Raw genomic sequence first — 21,450 nt, 5'->3', positions numbered from 1 at the left:
AATCAAACCACTATCCCTCCTTGTCATGAGCCGGCTCGCCAGCCATGAATGCCGTCTGTATAGTCGCGCGCTTCGTGCGCGTGTCCGGATCGCCCGCCGCCCGGTGGTGCGCCTCGCCCGAATGGGAGAATTGAAGGTCGTCGGTCCATCGCGATCGCGGTCGCGAGCCACCTTCAGTTCCGACCGTTCACCAGTTCGTGTGTCGCAGCGTCGTTCAGAGGATTGAGTAGCATGGCCAACGTCGTCGTGGTCGGGTCGCAATGGGGCGACGAAGGCAAAGGCAAGATTGTCGACTGGCTCTCGGAGCGGGCGGATATCGTGGTCCGATTCCAGGGCGGGCACAACGCCGGCCACACGCTCGTTGTCGGCGGCACGACCTACAAGCTGAGCCTTTTGCCGTCCGGCGTGGTCAGGCCCGGGAAGATTTCCGTTATTGGCAACGGCGTCGTGCTGGACCCCCATGCGCTGGTGGAAGAGATCGAGCGTCTCACCGGCCAGGGTGTGCCGATCGGGCCGGAGAGCTTGAAGATCGCGGAAAATGCCGCGCTTATCCTCTCGCTTCACCGGGAGCTCGACCGCCATCGTGAAGCGGCAAGTGGGGCCGGCAAGATCGGCACCACGGGCCGGGGCATCGGCCCGGCCTACGAGGACAAGGTCGGCCGCCGGGCGATCCGCGTGCTGGATCTGGCCGAACCCGACACGCTGCCGGCGAAGATCGAGCGGATCCTGACCCATCACAACGCGCTGCGCGCGGGTCTCGGCGTGGAACAGATCGATCCGGCGGCGCTTCTAGAGGAGCTGACTTCGGTCGCGCCCAAGATCCTGCCCTATGTCGACACTGCCTGGCGCACGCTGGACGAGGCCGGCAAGACCGGCAAGCGGATTTTGTTCGAGGGTGCCCAGGGGACGCTTCTGGACATCGACCACGGCACCTATCCGTTCGTGACGTCGTCCAACACCGTAGCTGGCCAGGCCGCTGCGGGCTCGGGCATCGGCCCTGGGTCGCTCGGCTACGTGCTCGGCATCACCAAGGCCTACACGACCCGTGTGGGACAGGGACCGTTTCCGAGCGAACAGGATAACGAGGTCGGCGAGTTTTTGGGCGCGCGCGGGCGCGAATTCGGTACTGTCACTGGCCGCAAGCGCCGCTGTGGCTGGTTCGATGCGGTGCTGGTGCGGCAGGCGGTGGCCACCGGCGGAATCACCGGCCTCGCGCTCACCAAGCTCGATGTGCTCGACGGGCTTGATGAATTGAAGATTTGCGTGCGCTATCGGCTCGACGGCGAGGAGATCGACCATCTTCCCGCCTCACAAGCAGCGCAGGCCCGTGTCGAACCGGTCTACGAGACCATTCCCGGCTGGAAAGAGACGACCGCCGGGGCTCGGACATGGGCCGATCTTCCTGCGCAGGCGGTAAAATATGTCCGCCATGTGGAGGAATTGGTTGGTGCTCCGGTTGCGTTGTTATCCACCAGCCCCGAACGGGACGACACAATCCTTGTGGAAGATCCATTTCGAGGCTAAGTCTCCGCAAAGTCAAAGCAGTAGGGCCTTTCTCGCGAGATGGCGGATTTTCACACGGTCCTGAAGCGGGCAATCGCTGCATTGCCCGATCAGAGCGGTCCGAGCCGTCGGGCCGTCTATGACAAGGCGCGCAAGGCTCTCCTGAAGCAGTTGCAGGGTCTCGACCCGCCATTGTCTGCGCAGGAAGTGACGCAGCAGCGGCTGGCGCTGGAAGATGCGATCCGCAAGGTCGAGGCCGATGTCGCCCGTGCGGCGCGCAGCCCGGCTGGGGCTGCGCCGCAGCCGGCGGCTCCGCAAGCTGCTCCACCGTCCCGCCCGACACCGCCGGCCGAACCCGCCGAGGAAGAGCCGGAAGACGCGGCTCCCGCCGAACGGGCACCAAGCGCGCCGCGGGTGCCGCCGCGTCCGAGCTTCCCGAGTGCCCCGGCCTCGCGGGCCCCCGCCGGCGAGGGCAGTGCGCCGCGGCCGACCGCGCCGCGCGCCCCGGTAGCACCTTCGCGCCCCGCTAGTCCGCAGCGTTCGGCCGGCCCGCCGCGCCCAGAAAAGGCGGATGTCGCTCAGGAGGTTCCGCAGCGCCGGCGCGAACCGGGCTTTGGTCGCCCCGCGCCGATCCCGACGCCGCCCCAGGACGAGCCGGTGGAAGCCGCCGCCCCAGAGCCGGAAGTCACCGAAGCCGAAGATCGGGCGCCGGCCGGCCGTGCCGATCCGTTCCGCCGGGTGTCGCAGCGCGACGTCGAGCCGCTGCCGCCGGCCGACGATCTGACCGAAGAAGAGATCGAAGAGGCTGCCGCGGAGGCGGAGGCGCCAGAGACTCCCGATGTCGCGCCGGCGGCCGATCGCCGCGGGTGGCTGCGCCGCCGTGCCGGTAAGGGCGCGAGCAAGGACGCGCCGCAACCCGTACCGGCCGTCTATCAGGAGACAGCCGACGACGCGGAGGAGCGCGACCACGACGACGACTATGCCGAAGACGCCTATGCCGAGGACGGCTACGACGACGAGGGCTATGTCGACGAGGACGCCTACTACGACGACGAAGAGCCCTATTATGACGACGGGCAGGACGAGCAGCGCCGCCGGAGCAGCTTCCGCTGGCTGATCGCTCCGCTCGTCATCGTGATCATTCTCGCTGTCGGGGCCTTCGCGCTTTACACCCAGCGCGACGCGATCATGGCGATGATGGCGCCGTCCTCGGGCGGTGAGACCAGCGAGCCCGCCACGCCGAGTTCGACCGCCGAGACGGACGCCAGCGATTCCAACAAGATCTCCGACCGTCTGAACGGGGGCACCAGCGAAAGCGATAACGCGGTGGTGGCACCGGATGCGCGTTCGGTCCGGACCACACGCGTCGTCACGCCGCGCAACGGCGACAATGCGGCCAACAATGGCGAATCAGCGCTTCCGGGAACGACCCCTGCGCCTGCGCCGGGCGCAAGCTCCGGAACCGGCGCGAGCGAGACGTCGCCATCGTCGGTTCAGCAGGATACGACGCGTGCGCCGGCGCCGGCCGGCAATTTCGAAGTCGTGCTCTATGAGGAAGGCGGCAGCGCCGGCCAGGGTGGTAATGCGCTGCGCGGCTCGGTCGACTGGGAATTCCTGGAGGAGTCCATCGGCGGACAATCGCCGGAACCGGTCGTCCGCGCCAAGCTTGCGATTCCCGAGCGCGACCTGATCGCCACGATGCTGTTCCGCAAGAACAACGATTCGGCATTGCCGGCGAGCCACCTCATCGAGATCTCTTTCGAGCTGCCCTCCGACTTCCCCGGCGGGGCGATCGCGAATGTGCCCGGCCTGATCATGAAGCAGAGCGAATCGGCGCAGGGGAACGCGCTGTTGGGCGCCTCCGCGCAGGTGTCGGACAATCTGTTCTGGATCGCGTTGTCGGCAAGCCCGGCGGACGAGGAGAAGAATCTCGAGCTTCTCAGAGACCGTAGCTGGATCGACATTCCGCTTCTTTATGAGAGCGGCGGCCGTGCGATCCTCACCGTCGACAAAGGGCCGCAGGGCACGGAAGCGATCAACCAGGCGCTCGACGCCTGGGCTGGCCCGTAGAGCCCAAGCAATCGCCGGAAAGTGAGTGTCGTTTCTCCGGGAAGGGGTGGTATCGCTCGCGTCGATTTGCCGAGCGCATGGCTTTGGACCCGCCGAACGCAGCGCGCCCCTTGCACTTTGTAGTCGGTCGAGGCTACGAGTAGCCTTCATTTTATCGATGTCCGGGTAAGTGCCGCTATGGAGAAGTTCACTGTTTTGACCGGGGTTGCCGCCCCGATGCCGATGATCAATGTCGATACCGACATGATCATCCCCAAGCAGTATCTGAAGACGATCAAGCGGACCGGGCTCGGCACCGGCCTGTTCTCGGAGCTGCGCTACAACGAAGACGGCAGCGAGAACCCGGACTTCGTGCTCAACAAGCCGGCTTATCGCGAGAGCAAGATCCTGGTGGCCGGCGACAATTTCGGCTGTGGTTCGAGCCGCGAGCACGCGCCGTGGGCGCTGATGGATTTCGGCATCAAGTGTGTGATCTCCACGTCGTTCGCCGACATCTTCTTCAACAACTGCGCCAAGAACGGCATTCTGGCCATCAAGGTGTCGGAAGACGAGCTTGCGCTTTTGATGGACGATGCCGAGCGCGGCGCCAATGCGACCATGACCGTCGACCTGGAAGCGCAGGAAATCCGTGGCCCCGACGGCGGCGTGATCAAGTTCGACGTCGATCCCTGGACCAAGCACTGCCTCTTGAACGGTCTCGACGATATCGCGCTCACGCTGGAGAACGCGCCGGCGATCGCGGGCTATGAGGACGAGGTCTCCAAGGAGCGGCCCTGGGTGTAAGGGCTGCCCGAAGCGAAGCCCGGAGGGACTCCTCTTACATGTCCGGCTTGCGGATGGCGGCTTCGAGCCCGTCCGCAAACGCTCTCGCTGCCGTCGGATTGTGCCCAAGGAAGTACCGCGGCCTCGATGGCTTCGCGCTGGGCGGCGCTAAGGACCAACGGTGTCCCGTCGTCAGCCACGGATATGAAAAAGGGGCCGCATGGCCCCTTTCGTCTGTCTGCGATGTCCGCGGCGGCTTGGCCGCAGGACCCTCACGCGGAAAGCTGCTCCAGGGCGTCGAGGATCGCCTTGGTCATCTCTTCGGTGCTCACGGTCGATGCGCCTTCCGGGGCGATGTCGCCGGTGCGGGCGCCGCTATCCAGCGCGGCGGCGATGGCTTTGTCGAGTAGGTCCGCCTCGTCGACCATGCCGAACGAATAGCGCAGCGCCATGCCGAACGAGGCGATCATCGCGATCGGGTTCGCGCGGCCGGTACCGGCGATGTCCGGTGCGGAGCCGTGCACGGGCTCGTAGAGCGCCTTGCGCCGGCCGGTGACCGCATCGGGCGCGCCGAGCGAGGCCGACGGCAGCATGCCGAGCGAGCCCGTCAGCATGGCCGCCACGTCGGACAGCATGTCGCCGAATAGGTTGTCGCAAACGATCACGTCGAACTGCTTGGGCCGGCGCACGAGCTGCATGCCGCAGTTGTCGGCGAGCATGTGCTCCAGCTCCACGTCGGGATAGTCGGCCTCGTGCACCTGCTCCACGACCTCCTTCCACAACACGCCCGTCTTCATGACGTTGCGCTTTTCGGAGGAGGTGACCTTGTTGCGGCGGGTGCGGGCGAGCTCGAAGGCGACGCGGGCGATGCGGTCGATTTCGAAAGTGTCGTAGACCTGGGTGTCGACGCCGCGTTTCTGGCCGTTGCCGAGATCGCGGATCTCCTTCGGCTCGCCGAAATAAACGCCGCCGGTAAGCTCGCGCACGATCAGGATGTCGAGCCCTTCGATGAGCTCGCGCTTCAGGCTGGAGGCATCGGCGAGGGCGGGATAGCAGATCGCTGGGCGCAGGTTGGCGAACAGCTTGAGATCCTTGCGCAGGCGCAAGAGACCGGCTTCGGGGCGCACGTCATAGCCGACATCGTCCCACTTCGGCCCGCCAACCGCGCCGAACAGGACGGCGTCCGCCGCGAGCGCCTTTTCCATGGTCGCTTCGCTGATTGCCGCGCCGTGCGCATCATAAGCGGCACCGCCGACCAGGTCGGTCTCTGTGGTGAAGAGCGAACCGCCGGCACGCTGGTTGAACCAGGAGACCACCTCGATCGCGCCCGCCATGATCTCCGGGCCAATCCCGTCGCCGGGGAGGAGCAGAAGCGAGTGGGTCGTCATCGGCGGAGCCTTTCCTCAAAACGGTTTGTCATATCTGGAAAGGGCGGGGCGGCAGGTGCCGTCCGCCCGGAATGCTGCGTATCGGCTTCCCCCGCGCAAGGCAAGCCGCGCTTGCCTCATCGGGAGTGACTGGCTCAAGGGGTGAGAGTGGCAAGCCGCGTCAGGTCGACGTTGGCGCCGCAGACCAGAACCCCGACACGTTCGGTCGGTCCCGGCCGATAGGCGCCGGAGAGAAGAGCGGCCAACGCCGTCGCGCCGCCGGCCTCGGTGGCGATCGCAAGGTCGCGCCAAAGCCGGGCCTCGGCGCTCTCGATCGCACTGTCGGGGACTACGACCGCTTCGTCGACATAGGCGGCCGCCTGGCGGTAGACCAGATCGCCGACCCGCTTGGCGCCGAGCGAATCCGCCGCCACCCCATCCACCTCGACATCGACCGGACGACCGGCCTCGCGCGCCGCCTTCAGGCAGCACGAGCGCTCCGGTTCCACCGCCACGATCTTGACCCGATCCTGGTACCAGGTCGCGACGCCGGCGATCAGACCGCCACCGCCGACGGCTACCAGCACGGTGTCGAGGTCCGGCGCTTCGGTTTCCCATTCCAGCCCGACGGTGCCCTGGCCGGCAATCGTGGTAGGAGTGTCGTAGGGATGGATGTCGATCGCCCCGGTTTGCGCGCGAAATTGCGCGCATGCCTCGGCGGCGTCGGCGTAGCGCGCACCTCCGATATGCACCTCGGCGCCGGCCTGGCGGATTTTCTCGATCTTTACCGGAGAGGAAATTTCCGGAACGAAAATGGTGGCGCGATGGCCCAGCCGGGCGGCGGCGAAGGCAACGGCCGCGCCATGATTGCCGCCGGAGGCTGCCGCAACGCCCGCCTCGGGCACGTTCGCCGCCATCAGCGAGTTGAACGCGCCACGTGGCTTGAACGAGCCGGTGTGTTGCAGGCATTCGAGCTTGAGCGTGAGATCGAGATCGAGCCCGAACGAGCCCCGGCCGGGTGAAATCACCGGCGTCTGGCGCACGTGGCCGCAGATCCGGTCGTAGGCGGTTTCGATGTCGGCGCGGCCAACGGGAAGCGGTTCGGTGGCGAGCATGATGTCCTTCGAAACAAGCGGGGTACTACAAAATCAGGCTACGCAGCGCGGTCAAGACGAGCTCGAGACCGATCAGGGTGAGAAGGGTCTTGAGCGTGATGCGAAACACGCGCTCGGGAAGTTTGCTCAGGATGCGCGTCCCGATCACGGTGCCGACGAATCCGGCCAACACCATGGCGAGCGCCAACGGCAGCCATTCGCCGAAGGCAAAGCCGAGGGCGCCGAACACCACGATCTTGAGCAGGTGTTGGACCACCATGGAGCTGGCGAAATTGGCGACCAGCTCCTCCTTGGTGAAATCGGCGCGCGCATAAAGGGCCATGACGAACGGCCCGGTCGCGCCCACGAACATCGTCAAAAGCGTCGATCCTGCACCGCCAGCGGCGATGAGAAACCGATTGCCCGCGCCGATGGCCGGCATCTTTCCCCACATCGACCACAGGACGAAGAGGCCGATTGCGAGCTTCAGCGTGGTGGCCGGCAGGTCGACGACCACCATGCCGCCAACGGCTGCGCCCACTAGCGCGCCGACCGCGAACCAGAGCAGCACGTCGAAGCGAGCATGGCGGAATTGGAGGATGGCGCGGCCGGTATTGGAACCGAGCTGCACGATACCGTGGACGGGAACCAGCACGCTGATCGGGATCAGCGGGATCATGATGGCAAGCAGGGTCAACCCGCCGCCGATCCCGAAGGCGGCGGTGATCGCCGAGGTAAAGCAGGCGACCACGATCAGAAGGACCGACGCCCATAGCGCCATTCCCTCCGGCATCAGCAGGGAGACGAGATCCAAGCCCTTGTCCTCGCAAATGGCCGCCCGGGATATGGGCGGCCAAAGAATGGCGATCCGGGTGCGAAAGGCGTCAGCCGGCGCGCTCGCGCACCCGCTCGATCAGCGCTTCCACCTTCGGCAAGATGCCGTCGACGATCACGCCCACGCCGGCGGCATTGGGATGGACGCCGTCGCCGAGCCCATATTCCGGATTGCCGGCGACGCCTTCCAGGAAGAACGGATAATAGATCGCGTCGTGCTCCCGCGCGAGCTCGGCAAAGATCGGATTGAAGGCGGCCTCGTAGTCCGGCCCCATGTTTGGCGGCGCCAGCATGCCGGCCAGCAGAACCGGTAGGTCGCGTTCGGAAAGCCGCGTCAGCATCTGGTCGAGATTGGCCTTGGTGCTGGCCGGGTCGATGCCGCGCAGCGCATCGTTGCCGCCGAGCTCCAGGATCACCGCGTCGGCGTCGTCGGGCACCGACCAGTCCAGCCGGGCGAGCCCGGCGCTGGTGGTGTCGCCGGAAACGCCCGCGTCGATCACCTCGACGTCGTAGTCCCGCTTCGCAAGTTCTGCCTGAAGCACGTCGGCGAAGCCGTCGCCGGGAGCAAGCTGGTAGCCGGCGGTCAGGCTGTCGCCGAACGCCACGATTTTGATGGTGTCCTGGGCCGTGGCCGGAACGGCTGCGAAGAGTATCGCAATCAGGGTCAGGAATGTCGCACGCATCGAACGCCTGTCGTGTCTGGAACTGTCGCCGCTCTGACCCATATGGCCCGAAGAACACCGCACTGCAAAATCAGCCACGTCGAAGCCTGTCTCCGGGACGGCACGAAAAAGGGGGCCGCATTTGGCCGATCCAGCAATCGCGCTTGAAGACGTTCATCTGACGCTCGGAAGCGGCGCCGGCCGGGTTCATATCCTGAAAGGAATCACCCTCGATATCGAGCCGGGCGCGTCGGTCGGCATCGTCGGCCCGTCCGGGTCGGGCAAGTCGACCCTGTTGATGGTGCTGGGAGGGCTGGAGCGTGCCGATCGCGGCAGTGTCCAGGTTGCCGGACAGGAGTTGACGGGCCTCAACGAGGATGCGCTCGCACGCTTCCGGGGCCGCTCCGTTGGCATCGTGTTCCAGTCTTTTCATCTGATCCCGACCATGACGGCGCTGGAAAATGTCGCCGTTCCGCTTGAGCTTGCCGGCCAGGCGGACGCGTTTGCCCGCGCCAAGCGCGAGCTGGACGCCGTCGGGCTCGCCGACCGGGCGGGTCACTATCCCTCCGAACTGTCCGGCGGCGAACAGCAGCGCGTCGCGATCGCCCGGGCGCTGGCGCCGGAGCCGGCGCTGCTTCTGGCCGACGAGCCGACCGGCAATCTGGATGCCGACACGGGTACGCCGATCGTGGATTTGATGTTCGAGGCGAGCCGCGCGCGCGGGATGACGCTCGTGATCGTGACTCATGATCCCGAGCTCGCCCGGCGATGCGGCCGTACGATTCGCATGCGGGCCGGCGAAATCGACGATGGCGGCTTGCGCGTCGCCACCGCCGAGGCGCTGTGAGGCGGCCGGTGGCGGCAACACGGAGAGCCGGCTTTTCGACGGCGGTCCGCTTCGCGCTTCGCGAGATGCGCGGCGGTCTCAAAGGGTTCTATGTCTTCATCGCGTGCATCGCGATCGGGGTCGGCACCATTGCCGGTGTCGGCTCGCTGGCGCGGGCGCTGAGCGAAGGGATCGTCGCGGAAGGCCAGACCATTCTGGGCGGCGATCTCGATCTGTCGTTGATCCATCGGCAACTTGGGGACGAGGAGCGCGGTTTCCTGGCGGACCAGGGCCGGCTGTCCGAAATCGCGACCCTGCGCGCCATGGTGCACCGGCCGGAAGCTGCCGACCAGTCCCTGGTCGAGGTCAAGGCGGTGGACGATGCCTATCCGCTCTACGGTTCGCTTGCGCTTGCCTCCGGGCAACCGCTTCATGACGTGCTCGCCGGCGACAGTGCGCCGTTTCCGGCCGTGGCCGATGCGTCGCTGCTGGCTCGTCTTGGGGTCGAAGGCGGGGCGACCCTGTCGCTTGGGCGCACCACCATCCGGATCGCCGACACCATCGATAGCGAACCGGACAAGCTCTCCGGCGGGGTCGAGTTCGGTCCCCGGCTGATGATTTCCTCCGACGCGCTGGCCGCTTCCGGGTTGGTTCAGCCCGGTAGCTTGGTGCGCTGGCACTATCGTATTGCGGGAGAGAACGGTTCGTTCTCCACGTCCCGGATCCAGGCGATCACCGAGGCTGCGAACGAGCGCTTTCCGAACGCCGGTTGGCGGATCCGCTCGCGCACCGATGCCGCACCGGGCCTGCGCGATTCCATCGACCGGTTCGCTCAGTTCCTGACGCTCGTCGGGTTGACGGCGCTGGTCGTCGGTGGGGTCGGGGTCGCCAACGCGGTCAAGGCCTATCTGGACCGCAAGCGCAGCGTGATCGCCACCTTCCGCTGCCTCGGTGCAGATGGCGGCTTCGTGTTTCAGGTCTATCTATGCCAGATCCTGATTTTGGCGGCGATTGGGATTGCGATCGGGCTGGTGTTCGGCGCGGCGATCCCACCGCTCGCCGCCTGGCTTCTGAAAGGGGTGCTGCCGGTCTCCGCCCTTGGAGGCATCTATCCGATGGAGCTGGCCCTGTCGGTCCTCTACGGGCTCCTGACGGCGCTTGCTTTCGCGCTCTGGCCACTCGGCCATGCCCACGACGTGCCACCGACGGCGCTGTTTCGCTCCCGCGCGGGCGTGGAGCCCCGGCTGCCCCAGCGGCGCTATCTGATCGCGACGGCGGTGGTGGCGCTGGCACTGGCGGTTGTCGCCGTCGGGCTCGCTCACGACCGGTTCCTGGCCTTCGTCTATGTGGTCGCCGTGGTCGCCGTGTTCCTGCTCCTCAGGGTGGTGGCGTGGGCGATCATGGCGCTTGCCCGGCGCGCACCTCATCCGCGTGCGACGTCGGTCCGTCTGGCGATCGGCAACATCCATCGCCGTGGCGCGCTGACGCCAACCGTGGTGTTGTCGCTGGGGTTGGGGCTTGCGCTTCTGGTCGCGCTGGCCCTGATCGACGGAAACTTGCGCAACACGCTCACCGCTCAGCTTCCCGACGAGGCGCCGAGCTTCTTCTTTCTCGACATTCAAGACGCCGAGCGCGAAGGCTTTCTGGAGACGTTGCATGCCGAAGCGCCGGACGCGGAGATCGAAACCCAGCCGATGCTGCGCGGCCGGATCGTCGCGCTCAAGGGCATCCCGTCGGCGGACTATCCCGCTCCGCCGGAAGCGCAATGGGTGCTCAGAGGCGATCGCGGCATCACCTACGCCACCGAGAAGCCGGACAACTCCACCATTGTGGAGGGGAGCTGGTGGCCGGCCGACTATTCCGGAACGCCGCTTGTCTCGTTTGCCGAGGAGCTCGGTCGCGAGCTGGGACTGTCGGTGGGCGACACGGTCACCGTCAATGTGCTCGGCCGGCAGATCGAGACGGAGGTCGCCAACTTGCGCACCGTCGCGTGGGAAAGCCTCTCCATCAACTTCGTGATGATCTTCTCGCCCAACACCTTCGCCGGAGCCCCGCACGCCCATCTGGCCACGCTCACCTATCCCGACGGTGGCACGCCGGAGCAGGAGGCGGCGCTGATGCGCGCGCTCGCGGAAACCTATCCGACGGTGACGGCGGTGCGGGTGAAGGATGCGCTGGACGCGGTCAACGATGTGGTGGCCGACATCGCTCTGGCGGTTCGGGCGGCTGCCAGCGTCACTTTGGTCGCGAGCATCCTGGTGCTGGCCGGCGCGTTGGCCGCCAGCCATCGCTCGCGGATCTACGATGCCGTGATCCTGAAGACGCTGGGGGCGACCCGCGCCCGGCTGGTCGGCGCGTTCGCGCTGGAATATGCGTTGATCGGCATCGCGACGGCCGTGTTCGCCATCGTCGCCGGCTCGCTCGCCGCCTGGTACGTCCTGGCGGAGATCATGGAGATCGAGTTCAGGCTGTTGCCGGCAACCGCGATCGGGGCGGTGGCGGCGGCCCTTGTGGTCACGGTCGGGCTTGGCCTGGTGGGCACCTGGCGCGCGCTCGGCGAAAAGCCGACGGCGGTGCTGCGCGACCAATAGGCCGCACCTACACGGATTGGAAACCGGTTCCCACTGTCGCTGGCTTTGCATTTATTCGTCGCAAAGTTGGCCGCAAAACCGCTGTGCAATTTTCCTGGCTTTGCTTGTATCTGCGCGCCGGCCGGTCAAGCGGCGAGGAGCGTAGCGAACAGGGCAAGGAAGAGTGCGCCGCCCCCGCGGAGCGGTGAGCGATGTGAGCTCGGCGCGAAGGAGAAGACCGCGAAGCCAGCGCGCGACTGCGCGTCGGCGCCTATGCGCCGCCCCCGCGGAGCGGTGAGCAAAGCGAACACGCGCGAGCGAAGAGTCGTTCCGACGCAATTTCGGACGGAAAACCGGTTCCCACTTTTCCTGAAATAGCTTTGGCCACGCGCAATGGCGACGGCGCGCCGGGCGGTTCGAAGACCCGGCACGCCACCACCATCTGCGTCCCGTGCCGCCGTTCGGAGGTAACCGAATCGACGCGTTGGGTTTCGAGCTCGGGACAGGGTCAAACTAGCGCCCGGTTCTTAACCGTTTCCGAATCGCTTGGCGAAAAAGACACACTCAAGTCTTTTTCGCTCAGACCAATGTGCTTCGCTCGCGGTTCCAGATTCAAATAGCTTGAGCACGTCCCGCCATGTGCGCCGCGGCCTCGCGCAAACGAAAACGCCGGCATCGGAAGATGCCGGCGTTTTGCTGTTCGTTCGATGGCGTTTGGAGGGCCGGAGCCGTTCCGGATGGCGCCCCGGCTCCCGCAGCGCGTGGGAGCGCTCTACGCTTCCTGCTCCGGCGGGGTGTAGCCGGTGCCGTGGTCGACGCGCTTGCCGTCCAACGTGTCGCCGATCCACTGGAACATCACATAGAGGCCCGGGATCAGGATGATGCCGAACACGGTCGCTGCCAGCATGCCGCCGAGCACCGTGGTTCCCAGCACGATGCGGCTGACGGCGCCGGCACCGGTGGCGGTCACCAGCGGAAGCAGGCCGAAGATGAACGCGAACGCGGTCATCAACACGGCGCGGAACCGCATGTGGGCGCCCTGCAGCGCGGCGGCATAGCGAGTGTGCCCGGCCTCGCGCTGTTCCTTGGAGAACTCCACGATCAGGATCGCGTTTTTGGCGGCCAGTCCTATGAGGAGCACGAGGCCGATCTGGACGTAGACGTTCAGATCGATGCCGAAGGCGCTGGCCGCACCGACGGCGCCGAGCGTGGCAACCGCGACCGAGGTCAGCACCGCGAACGGGATCGCCCAGCTCTCATACTGCGCCACCAGGAACAGGTAGCCGAACAGCAGCGCCATCCCGAACAGGGCCCCGATCGAGCCGGCCTGGTTGGCCTGCTGGTAGGACAGGCCCGACCAGTCGAACGAGTAGCCGTCAGGCAGGGTCTTGGCGGACACCTCCGCCATGGCCTGCATGGCATCGCCCGACGAGTAGCCAGGCGCCGACGAGCCGTTCACCTGTGCCGACATGAACTGGTTGTAGCGGTAGTAGAGGCTGGGTCCGAAGTCGAACGATTTGGTGACCAGTGTCGAGACCGGCACCATGTCGCCGGTGTTCGATTTGACGTAGAGCCGGTCGATGTCGTCGATCTTGTTGCGGAATTGCTGATCGGCCTGGATGTTCACCTGGAAGATGCGGTCCAGGTAAGTGAAGTAGTTCACGAACATCGAGCCGAGCTGCGACTGCAAGGTGTTGTAGAGCGATGAGATCGGTACGTTCAGCGCTTCCGCCTTGGTGCGGTCGACGTTCAGATAGACCCGCGGCACGTCGGCATCGAAGGTGGAGTAGGCGGATTCGATGCGAGGATCGGCATTCGCCGCCACCACCAGCGCACGCAGCGCCGAGGCCATGTCGCTGGGCGACTGGCCGCCCAGAGCGATCAGGCGATAGTCGAAGCCGGCGGCGGTGCCGATGCCCGGAATCGGGGGCGGCGGGAACGCGAACACGCTGGCGGAGGGGATTGTCGCGAACTCTTCCGACAGCTTCTGATAGATCCCCCGCAGCGAGGTCTCCTCGGTGGTCCGCTCATCCCATGGCTTCAGCACGATGACGGCAAGGCCCTGGTTGGAGCCGGGCGCGCTGGTCAGAAGCGAGTAGCCGGACACGGTGCCGACATTCTCCACGCCGTCGATCTTGAGCGCGATGTCGGTGATCTTCTGGATCACCTGATCGGTCTGCGGCAGCGCGGCGGAGGAGTCCAGGTTGGCGTTCACGAACAGGACGCCCTGGTCCTCGTTGGGAATGAACGCGCTGGGCATGCGGTCAAGCAGGAAGAAGGCTGCCCCACCGACCGCCAGGATCAACACGCCGGCCGTGAGCGAGCGGCGGGCGATCAGGCCGACCGCGCCGACATAGCCGTTGCGGGTGCGGTTCAGCACCTTGTTGAAATAGAAGAAGAAGCCGGACTTCTTCTCCTTCGGCGGCTTCAGCACCAGCGCGCACAGCGCCGGCGACAGCGTCAGCGCATTCACCATCGAGATGAAGACCGAGGTCGCGATGGTGACGGAGAACTGGCGGAACAACTCGCCGGTGATGCCGGGGAAGAAGGACACCGGGCCGAACACGGCGAACAGCACCATCGTGGTCGACACGATCGGGCCGGTCACCTGTTTCATCGCCTTGATGGTGGCGGCACGGCTGTCGAGCCCGTCCTCCTCCATCACGCGCGTGACGTTTTCCACCACCACGATGGCGTCGTCCACGACGAGGCCGATGGCGAGCACGATCGCGAACATGGAGATCGTGTTCAGCGAGAAGCCGAACAACAAGAGGAACACGAACACGCCGATCAGCGAGACGGGAATCGTGACCGCCGGAATGATCGTCGTTCGTAGGCTCTCCAGGAAGATGAAGACCACGATCAGAACGATCACGCCGGTGATGGCAAGCGTGAAGGTGATTTCCTCGATCGAGGCTTCCACGAACAGGGTCGAGTCGTAGAGAACCTCGACCTTCATGTCGTCGGGGAAGCGGCTTTCGAGCTGCGCGAGCTCCGCTTTGACGCCATCGGCAACCGCCAGCGCGTTGGCGCCCGGCGACTGGTAGATCGCGATCATCGCCGTTGGCGCATTGTTCAAATAGGCTTGCGACGAGTATGTCTGCGCGCCCAGTTCCACGCGCGCGATGTCGCCTATTCGAACCACGGCGCCGTCGTCGCCGGTTCGAACGATGATGTTCTCGAACTCCGAGGGCGATTGCAGCTGGCCGACGGCGGTGATCGTGTACTGATTGACCTGGTCGTTGCCGATCGGCGGCGCGCCGATCTGCCCCAGGGCCGCGACGATGTTCTGCTCCTGGATGGCGGAGAGAACCTCCTGCGGGGAGAGGCTGATCGCCGACATCTTGTCGGGATCCATCCACACGCGCATGGAGTAGTCCAGTTCGCCCATGAGCGTGGCATCGCCAACGCCTTCCACGCGGGCAAGCGGGTCTTTGATGTTAATGGAGGTGTAGTTCGACAGGTAGACCGGATCAAAGGTGCCGTTCGGCGAATACACGCTGACGAACATCAAGATGTTCGTCTGCTGCGCCTGCACCACGACGCCCTGTTCCACCACCGAGGAAGGAAGCTTTGACTCCGCCTGGGAGACGCGGTTTTGGACGTTGACCTGGTTGATGTCCGGGTCGGTGCCGATATTGAAATAGACGTTGAGCGTGTATGTCCCGGCGGCGGCCGACACCGAGGACATGTAGATCATGTTCTCGACGCCGTTGATCTGTTCTTCCAGCGGAGCGCCCACGCTGTTGGCGATGGTCTCCGCGTCGGCGCCCGGATAGGTCGCCGTCACCTGCACCACCGGCGGCGTGATGTCGGGATACTGTGCGATCGGGATCGAATAGATCGCCAGGATACCGGCGACCGTCAGAACAATCGAGATGACGGCCGCCAATCGCGGCCGGCGGACGCAGATCTCTGAAATCATAGATCAGTTCCCCGAGCCGGAGGACGACGTGCTGGAGCTCGATCCGCCGTTGCTGCCGGTCGAGGAGGACGGTGCCGAGGAGGACGGTGCCGAGGAGCCGCTGCCGGAAGAGCTGTCGCCCGACGACCCGGAACCGGAGCCGCTGTCACCGGACGTGCCGGAGCCGGAGGCGCCATTTCCGGGGCTGCCGCTGGACGATCCACCGCCGGAAGTGCTGCCGCTGGACGACGCGCCATTCCCGGACGAGGATCCGCCGCTGGACGAGCCGTTCGAGGGCGAACCGTTGCTCTGGCTGGCGCTGGAGACCGTGGTCGGATTGACGGTCATGCCGGGCTGAACTTTCTGGACGCCCTGCACCACGACCGTTTCGCCGTCCTGGAGACCGGAGGTCACCGCCCAGCCATCCTGGACCTGGATGGAGGTCTCGATCCGGCGCTCCTGAACCTTGTTGTCGGGGCCGAGGACGAAGACGTAGCGGCCCTGGCGGTCCTCCTGCACGGCGCCGAGCGGCGCGATCGGCAGCTTGGTCTGCTTGGCCTGGCGCAGGATCGCCGTCACGTAGGCGCCGGGGAGGAGGGCGCCGTCCGGGTTCGGGAAGTCGGCGTAGACGGAAACGGTGCCTGTCGTCTGGTTCACCTCGTTGGAGACGAACGACAGCTTGCCCTGAGGGGCGTAGTGCTCGCCGGTCGGCAGCGTGATGGAGGGCACGAATGCGGTGCCATCGGCTGTGGCGGCATTGATGCCGCGTTGCTGGGCGAACTGGATCCAGTAGCTTTCCGGAATGGAGAACACCATCCGGATCGGATCGAGCTGCACCACGGTGGCGAGCGTCCCGCTCTGGGGCGAGACCAGGTTGCCCTGGGTGTAGTTGGTGGCGCCGATGCGGCCGTCGATCGGGGAATTGATGGTGGTGTAGCCAAGATTGATCTTGGCCGTTTCGATCTGGGCGTTGGCCTGTTCGATCGCCGCTTGGCCGCTCTGGACGTTCGCCGATGCTTCGTCGCGGCTCGCCTGAGCCTGGTCGACCACCGCCTGGGAGACGGTCTGGCGTTCAAGCAAGGTCTGTTGGCGATCGAGGTTGAGCTGTGCGTTCTTGAGCTGCGCTTCCGCTCCGGCCTTCTGGGCTTTTGCGGTGGCAAGCTGGGCATTCGCCGCATCGAGCTGAGCCTGATACTGGTCCTTCTCGATTTGATAGAGGAGCTGGTCCTTCTTGACGAAGGCGCCTTCCTTGAAGGCAACCTGGTCGAGGAAGCCTTCCACGCGGGCGACGAGGTCGACCTGCTGGATCGCCTGGATGCGGCCGAGGAATTGTTGCGATGCGGCAACATCCTCGCTCTGGATCGGGGCAACCACGACGGCGGGTGGGCTCTTGTCGCTTCCGCCCGGCGCCTGGGCGAACGCGGGTGTCACGCCCAGCGCGGCCAATCCAACGGATGCCGCGACCAAGCTTCTCCACCGCACCGCCAGTGCGCGCGCGTCGCGAGAATAAGCCATCCAACCCCTCCAAAACAGGCCGCTACAAAGAAAGCAAGCCGTAAGCGTTTAACACTCAACTGCGACAGCGCGAAAGCGCTTGCGATGCTCTTGGTAGGAAAAACCGCGTGACATTGGGCCAAGGAAGGCCGGCGCGATCGCACCAAGGCCTTGACAGACGCGCTGGCGGGTTTGAAACCGCGCGTCGGTCGGGTTGCGGTTTGCCGTTCCTAGGCAGATAGTTGTATTAGCACGTATCTATGGCCGCCCGCCGGGGCGTGCCCGGCGTGGTTTTCCGGACGCAGCGCAGCAAGGCGCGGCGAAACCGGCCGACCACAACATCAGGAGGATGCTTCCCCATGCGCGAGGCTTATATCGTCGATTTCATTCGCACGCCGATCGGGCGGTTCGGCGGAGCCCTTTCCGCCGTGCGCGCAGACGATCTCGCTGCGGCGCCGCTCAAGGCGCTCGTCGAGCGCAATTCCTCGGTCGATTTCGCGGCGGTGGACGACGTGGTGTTCGGCTGCGCCAACCAGGCCGGCGAGGACAACCGCAACGTGGCGCGCATGGCGGTGCTGTTGGCGGGGCTGCCGGAGAATGTCACCGGAACCACCGTCAATCGGCTGTGCGGGTCCGGCATGGATGCCACCGCCATGGCTGCCCGCATGATCAAGACGGGCGAGGCCGAGCTGGTGATTTCCGGCGGTGTGGAATCCATGTCGCGCGCGCCGTTCGTGATGCCGAAGGCGGAGACCGCGTTCTCCCGCAAGGCGGAAATCTACGACACCACCATCGGTTGGCGCTTCGTCAATCCGGTTCTGAAGAAGCAGTACGGCGTCGATTCCATGCCGGAGACCGGCGAGAACGTCGCCGCCGATTTCGACGTAACCCGCGCCGACCAGGACGCGTTCGCGGTGCGCTCCCAGGAGCGAGCCGTTGCGGCCCAGGAGGCCGGCCGACTCGGAGAGGAGATCGTTCCGGTCACCATTCCCCAACGTAAGGGCGATCCGGTGGTTGTCGACAAGGACGAGCATCCCCGCGCGGGCACGACGGTGGAGAAGCTTGCCAAGCTCCCGACCCCATTCCGTGAGAACGGCTCCGTGACGGCGGGCAACGCCTCCGGCGTGAACGACGGGGCGGCTGCGCTGCTGCTCGCTTCCGCGGACGCGGTGGAGAAATACGGCCTCACACCGATCGCCAAGGTGGTCGCCGCCTCGACGGCCGGCGTGGCGCCGCGGATCATGGGCATGGGCCCGGCGCCGGCCACGGAGAAGCTGATGGGCCTCACCGGCCTCAAGATCTCCGAGTTCGACGTGATCGAGCTCAACGAGGCGTTTGCGAGTCAGTCGCTGGCGGTGCTGCGCCGGCTCGGCCTTCCCGACGATGCCGAGCACGTCAACCCGAACGGCGGCGCGATCGCGCTCGGCCATCCGCTCGGTATGTCCGGTGCGCGGATCGTCGGCACGGCGATGCGCGAGATGCAGCGCCGCGGCGGCAAAAAGGCCCTGGCAACCATGTGCATCGGCGTCGGCCAGGGCATCGCCATGGCCATCGAGGCCGCCTGAGGGGGCTTTATCGGGTTGTCTTGCAGGGAAACGGGTTCCCTGCTTTTCCTGCGATTGCTTGGCCTGACTACTTCAGCGCCCGGCGGCTTCGGCTGTCGGGCGTTTTGCGTTTTGTTCCCAACAAGGGCTACGCAAGGCAACCTGGCTCGCAGGCATCTTATGAGCGAGACGTTGAAATCAGGCGTCGATTATATGATTTGCAGAGGCAATCCATCAAAGCGCAGACTGAAGCGATAGAAGAGCAGCGTCGCGCTCCGGAAGCGCAGCGAGTTGCAATCGATGAGATGCGCACGCAATCCAGGATAATGTTTGCGTCTGTCGTGGGAATTTTTCTCACAGCCATCGTTACGCTCGTTGCCGCTTTAGTCTCTTGGTAAAGCTTGATTGACGCAACGATGGGCTCGATTTCTTGATGCGAGATACTGCAAGAAAACCTGACCCTCCCTCCGCTCATCCCCGCGAAAGCGGGGATGAGCGGAGGGAGGGGCTGATCTCGGAGCAAAGAAGCTTCCGCCTCTCCGGACAACTCCGACCAGCGCGCGACCGCGCGCCGGCCGGTCAAAAGGCGAGGAGCGCAGCGACCGGGACGAAAAAGCGGGCCGCGCCCGCGCAGCCGCGAGCGTAAGCTCGCCGGCGTGAGCGCTATTTTTCCAAAGCAAATCCCGGACGGAAAACCGGTTCCCACTTTTCCTGGGATTTGCGAAGCCAGCGCGCGACCGTGCGCTGGCGCTTATGCGCCGCCCACCCGGAGCCGGTGAGCGGAGCGAACTCGGCGTGAGGGAAAGAGAATCAAGCCGCGTCGGCGAGCAGCGGGTATTCCTCTTCGACCAGGTACGGGCCGCCACCTTGGGAGGCGCGCGAGGAAAACAGCACGAAGCGCGAAGCCATGAAGGTCGGGGCTTCGAAATCGCCGCGGATGGAGAGCCAGCTCGCGACTTCGCGGGCCGACGCACCTTTCAGCCGGGCGATGGTCACGTGCGGGGTGAACTTGCGTCCCTCCGGCGGCAGGCCGATGCGCTGTAAGAGCCGTTCGTGTTCGGACTGCAGCTCCAGGAGAGCGGGATTCGGTTCGACCCGTGCCCAGATCGAGTGCGGCTTACGCGAGCCGAACGCGCCCAGTCCGGAAAGCCGGACCCGCACTTCCGTACGCTTGACGGTGTCGAGCATCGCGGCAACCTCGTCGGCCGTGCGGTCGTCGATATCGCCGATGAAGCGCAGCGTGATGTGGTAGTTTTCCGGGTCGATCCAGCGGGCGGAGCGTAGGCCCCCTCTGAGAAGCGATAGGCGGTTGCGGACGTCCGGCGGGATTTCGAGCCCCGTGAACAAGCGCGGCATGGTTGAGACTCTCCCCGCTTGTGTTTGAAGTGCCGAGCGAATCGACGACTGTCTATAGTGTCTCGAACGTGGCGCGCGAGCGCAAGTCGGCGCGACAGAAGATCACAGGCATCTGGCGACGTGTCAAAAAAGGCGGCCAAAAAGAAAGGCGCGGCTGGTGGCCGCGCCTCGCTCAGTCCGTGATTTGGGCTGATGCCTACTGGCGATTGCCGAAGAGCTGCAGCAGCATCATGAACAGGTTGATGAAGTCGAGGTAGAGGCGCAGCGCGCCCATGATCGCCTTCTTGCCCGCCACCGCGCTGCTGTCGCCGGCATAGTACATCTCCTTGATCTGCTGAGTGTCGTACGCGGTGAGGCCCGCGAACACGAGCACGCCGATCACCGAGATGGCGAACTGCAGCGCCGAGGAGCCGATGAACAGGTTCACCAGCGAGGCCAGGATGATGCCGATCAGGCCCATGAACAGGAACGAGCCCCAGCCGGACAGGTCCTTGTTGGTGGTGTAGCCGTAGAGGCTCAACGCGCCGAACGAGGCGGCGGTGATGAAGAACACGCGCGCGATCGACTGCCCGGTGAAGACCAGGAAGATCGACGACAGCGACAAGCCCATCAGCGCGGCGAACACCCAGAACGCGATTTGAGCGCCGGAGACGCTCATGTTCTGCACGCGGAAGCTCAGGAAAAACACCATGCCCAGCGGCGCGAGCATGACCACCCATTTGAGCGGCGAGGCGAACAGGGCCATGCCGAAGCTGGTCAGGTACATGCCCTGGCTGATCTGGGCGACCTGGCCGCCCGCCATCTGTGCGGCGCCGCTGGCATCGCCGGTCACCGCCATCGAAAAGGCGCCGATTGCCACGAGGCCCGTCACTGCAAGGCCGATGGCCATCAGGTTGTAGACCCGGAGCATGTAGGCTCGCAGGCCCTGATCAATGACGCCGGCCTCGGCGCGGCCGGCAGCGTAGCCCTGGGCCCGCGCGTAAGAATTCCGGTCGAAGGTCGACATCTGGTTCCTCTCTCCCACGTCGTCGTTTCGAAGCGAACGGCACGCTGCGCGTGCAAACTCTCGCAGGGCGAATATGGGGGTACGAAAACGGCCCGGCAAGGCGCAAAACGCCGTACCGGGCCGTGACTTGACGCAACCGTGATCGAACACAGTCGGGGCGGCAAAAGTGGGCCCAGACCGCGCAGCCAGCGCGCGACCGCGCGCCGGCCCTTATGAGGCCGCCCACGCGGAGCCACGAGCGACGCGAGCTGGCGTGAGCGCTAATTTTTTAACCGCAAATCCCGGACGGAAAACCGGTTCCCACTTTTCCTGGGATTTCGCGCAGCCAGCGCGCGACCGCGCGCCGGCCCTTATGGGGCCGCCCACGCGGAGCCGCGAGCGACGCGAGCTGGCGTGAGCGCTAATTTTTAAACCGCAAATCCCGGACGGAAAACCGGTTCCCACTTTTCCTGGGATTT

14 protein-coding genes are annotated in these 21,450 nt (G+C 65.4%); 6 read left to right on the top strand and 8 right to left on the bottom strand.

Annotation, left to right across the window (positions count from 1 at the left end):
- The first annotated feature begins 231 nt into the window (after positions 1-231).
- The 3 genes from HNS03_RS20745 to leuD all read left to right on the top strand — a co-directional run bounded on the left by HNS03_RS20745 (position 232) and on the right by leuD (position 4,356).
- Positions 232-1,524, top strand: coding sequence for an adenylosuccinate synthase (locus tag HNS03_RS20745; protein ID WP_367197963.1), 1,293 nt, complete (start codon positions 232-234; stop codon positions 1,522-1,524).
- Between the two features lie 39 nt (positions 1,525-1,563).
- A complete protein-coding gene (locus HNS03_RS20740; RefSeq protein WP_367197962.1) occupies positions 1,564-3,573 on the top strand; it encodes a hypothetical protein in 2,010 nt (669 codons plus the stop codon).
- Positions 3,574-3,750: 177 nt separating this feature from the next.
- Positions 3,751-4,356, top strand: a complete 606-nt coding sequence (gene leuD / locus HNS03_RS20735) for a 3-isopropylmalate dehydratase small subunit (RefSeq protein ID WP_367197961.1) — start codon at positions 3,751-3,753, stop codon at positions 4,354-4,356.
- Positions 4,357-4,607: 251 nt separating this feature from the next.
- Here the strand turns inward: leuD and leuB are convergent, their stop codons facing one another.
- The 4 genes from leuB to HNS03_RS20715 form a co-directional block, all read right to left on the bottom strand.
- A complete protein-coding gene (gene leuB / locus HNS03_RS20730; protein ID WP_367197960.1) occupies positions 4,608-5,723 on the bottom strand; it encodes a 3-isopropylmalate dehydrogenase in 1,116 nt (371 codons plus the stop codon).
- 134 nt (positions 5,724-5,857) lie between these two features.
- A complete protein-coding gene (locus tag HNS03_RS20725; RefSeq protein ID WP_367197959.1) occupies positions 5,858-6,817 on the bottom strand; it encodes a threonine/serine dehydratase in 960 nt (319 codons plus the stop codon).
- A 25-nt stretch (positions 6,818-6,842) separates the two neighbouring features.
- Positions 6,843-7,610, bottom strand: coding sequence for a sulfite exporter TauE/SafE family protein (locus tag HNS03_RS20720; RefSeq protein ID WP_367197958.1), 768 nt, complete (start codon positions 7,608-7,610; stop codon positions 6,843-6,845).
- 70 nt (positions 7,611-7,680) lie between these two features.
- On the bottom strand, positions 7,681-8,313 hold the full coding sequence (locus tag HNS03_RS20715; RefSeq protein WP_367197957.1) for an arylesterase: 633 nt from the start codon (positions 8,311-8,313) through the stop codon (positions 7,681-7,683).
- A gap of 121 nt (positions 8,314-8,434) precedes the next feature.
- On the opposite strand from HNS03_RS20715, the gene HNS03_RS20710 reads away from it, so the two are divergent.
- Positions 8,435-9,139 (top strand): ABC transporter ATP-binding protein, encoded by a 705-nt coding sequence (locus HNS03_RS20710; protein ID WP_367197956.1) that lies wholly within the window; start codon positions 8,435-8,437, stop codon positions 9,137-9,139.
- A 65-nt stretch (positions 9,140-9,204) separates the two neighbouring features.
- Positions 9,205-11,709: an ABC transporter permease gene (locus HNS03_RS20705; protein WP_367198007.1), complete on the top strand. Its 2,505-nt coding sequence runs from the start codon at positions 9,205-9,207 to the stop codon at positions 11,707-11,709.
- Positions 11,710-12,460: 751 nt separating this feature from the next.
- Here the strand turns inward: HNS03_RS20705 and HNS03_RS20700 are convergent.
- Positions 12,461-15,613 carry an efflux RND transporter permease subunit gene (locus HNS03_RS20700; RefSeq protein WP_367197955.1) on the bottom strand — a complete coding sequence of 1,051 codons (3,153 nt, stop codon included), beginning with the start codon at positions 15,611-15,613 and terminating at the stop codon, positions 12,461-12,463.
- Between the two features lie 3 nt (positions 15,614-15,616).
- Positions 15,617-17,107 carry an efflux RND transporter periplasmic adaptor subunit gene (locus HNS03_RS20695; protein ID WP_367197954.1) on the bottom strand — a complete coding sequence of 497 codons (1,491 nt, stop codon included), beginning with the start codon at positions 17,105-17,107 and terminating at the stop codon, positions 15,617-15,619.
- A 338-nt stretch (positions 17,108-17,445) separates the two neighbouring features.
- On the opposite strand from HNS03_RS20695, the gene pcaF reads away from it, so the two are divergent.
- Positions 17,446-18,651, top strand: a complete 1,206-nt coding sequence (gene pcaF / locus HNS03_RS20690; RefSeq protein WP_367197953.1) for a 3-oxoadipyl-CoA thiolase — start codon at positions 17,446-17,448, stop codon at positions 18,649-18,651.
- Positions 18,652-19,440: 789 nt separating this feature from the next.
- Here the strand turns inward: pcaF and thpR are convergent.
- Together thpR and HNS03_RS20680 are read right to left on the bottom strand one after the other, a co-directional pair.
- Entirely contained in the window at positions 19,441-19,986 is a 546-nt protein-coding gene (gene thpR / locus HNS03_RS20685; RefSeq protein WP_367197952.1) for an RNA 2',3'-cyclic phosphodiesterase, read from the bottom strand.
- A 196-nt stretch (positions 19,987-20,182) separates the two neighbouring features.
- Entirely contained in the window at positions 20,183-20,992 is an 810-nt protein-coding gene (locus tag HNS03_RS20680; protein ID WP_367197951.1) for a Bax inhibitor-1/YccA family protein, read from the bottom strand.
- Positions 20,993-21,450 lie beyond the last annotated feature (458 nt).

The sequence above is a fragment of the Amorphus sp. 3PC139-8 genome (genome assembly GCF_040750475.1).
Lineage (GTDB): Bacteria > Pseudomonadota > Alphaproteobacteria > Rhizobiales > Amorphaceae > Amorphus.
Note: the sequence above shows the minus strand (reverse complement) of the source record. Positions and strands in the feature narration are given on the sequence as shown.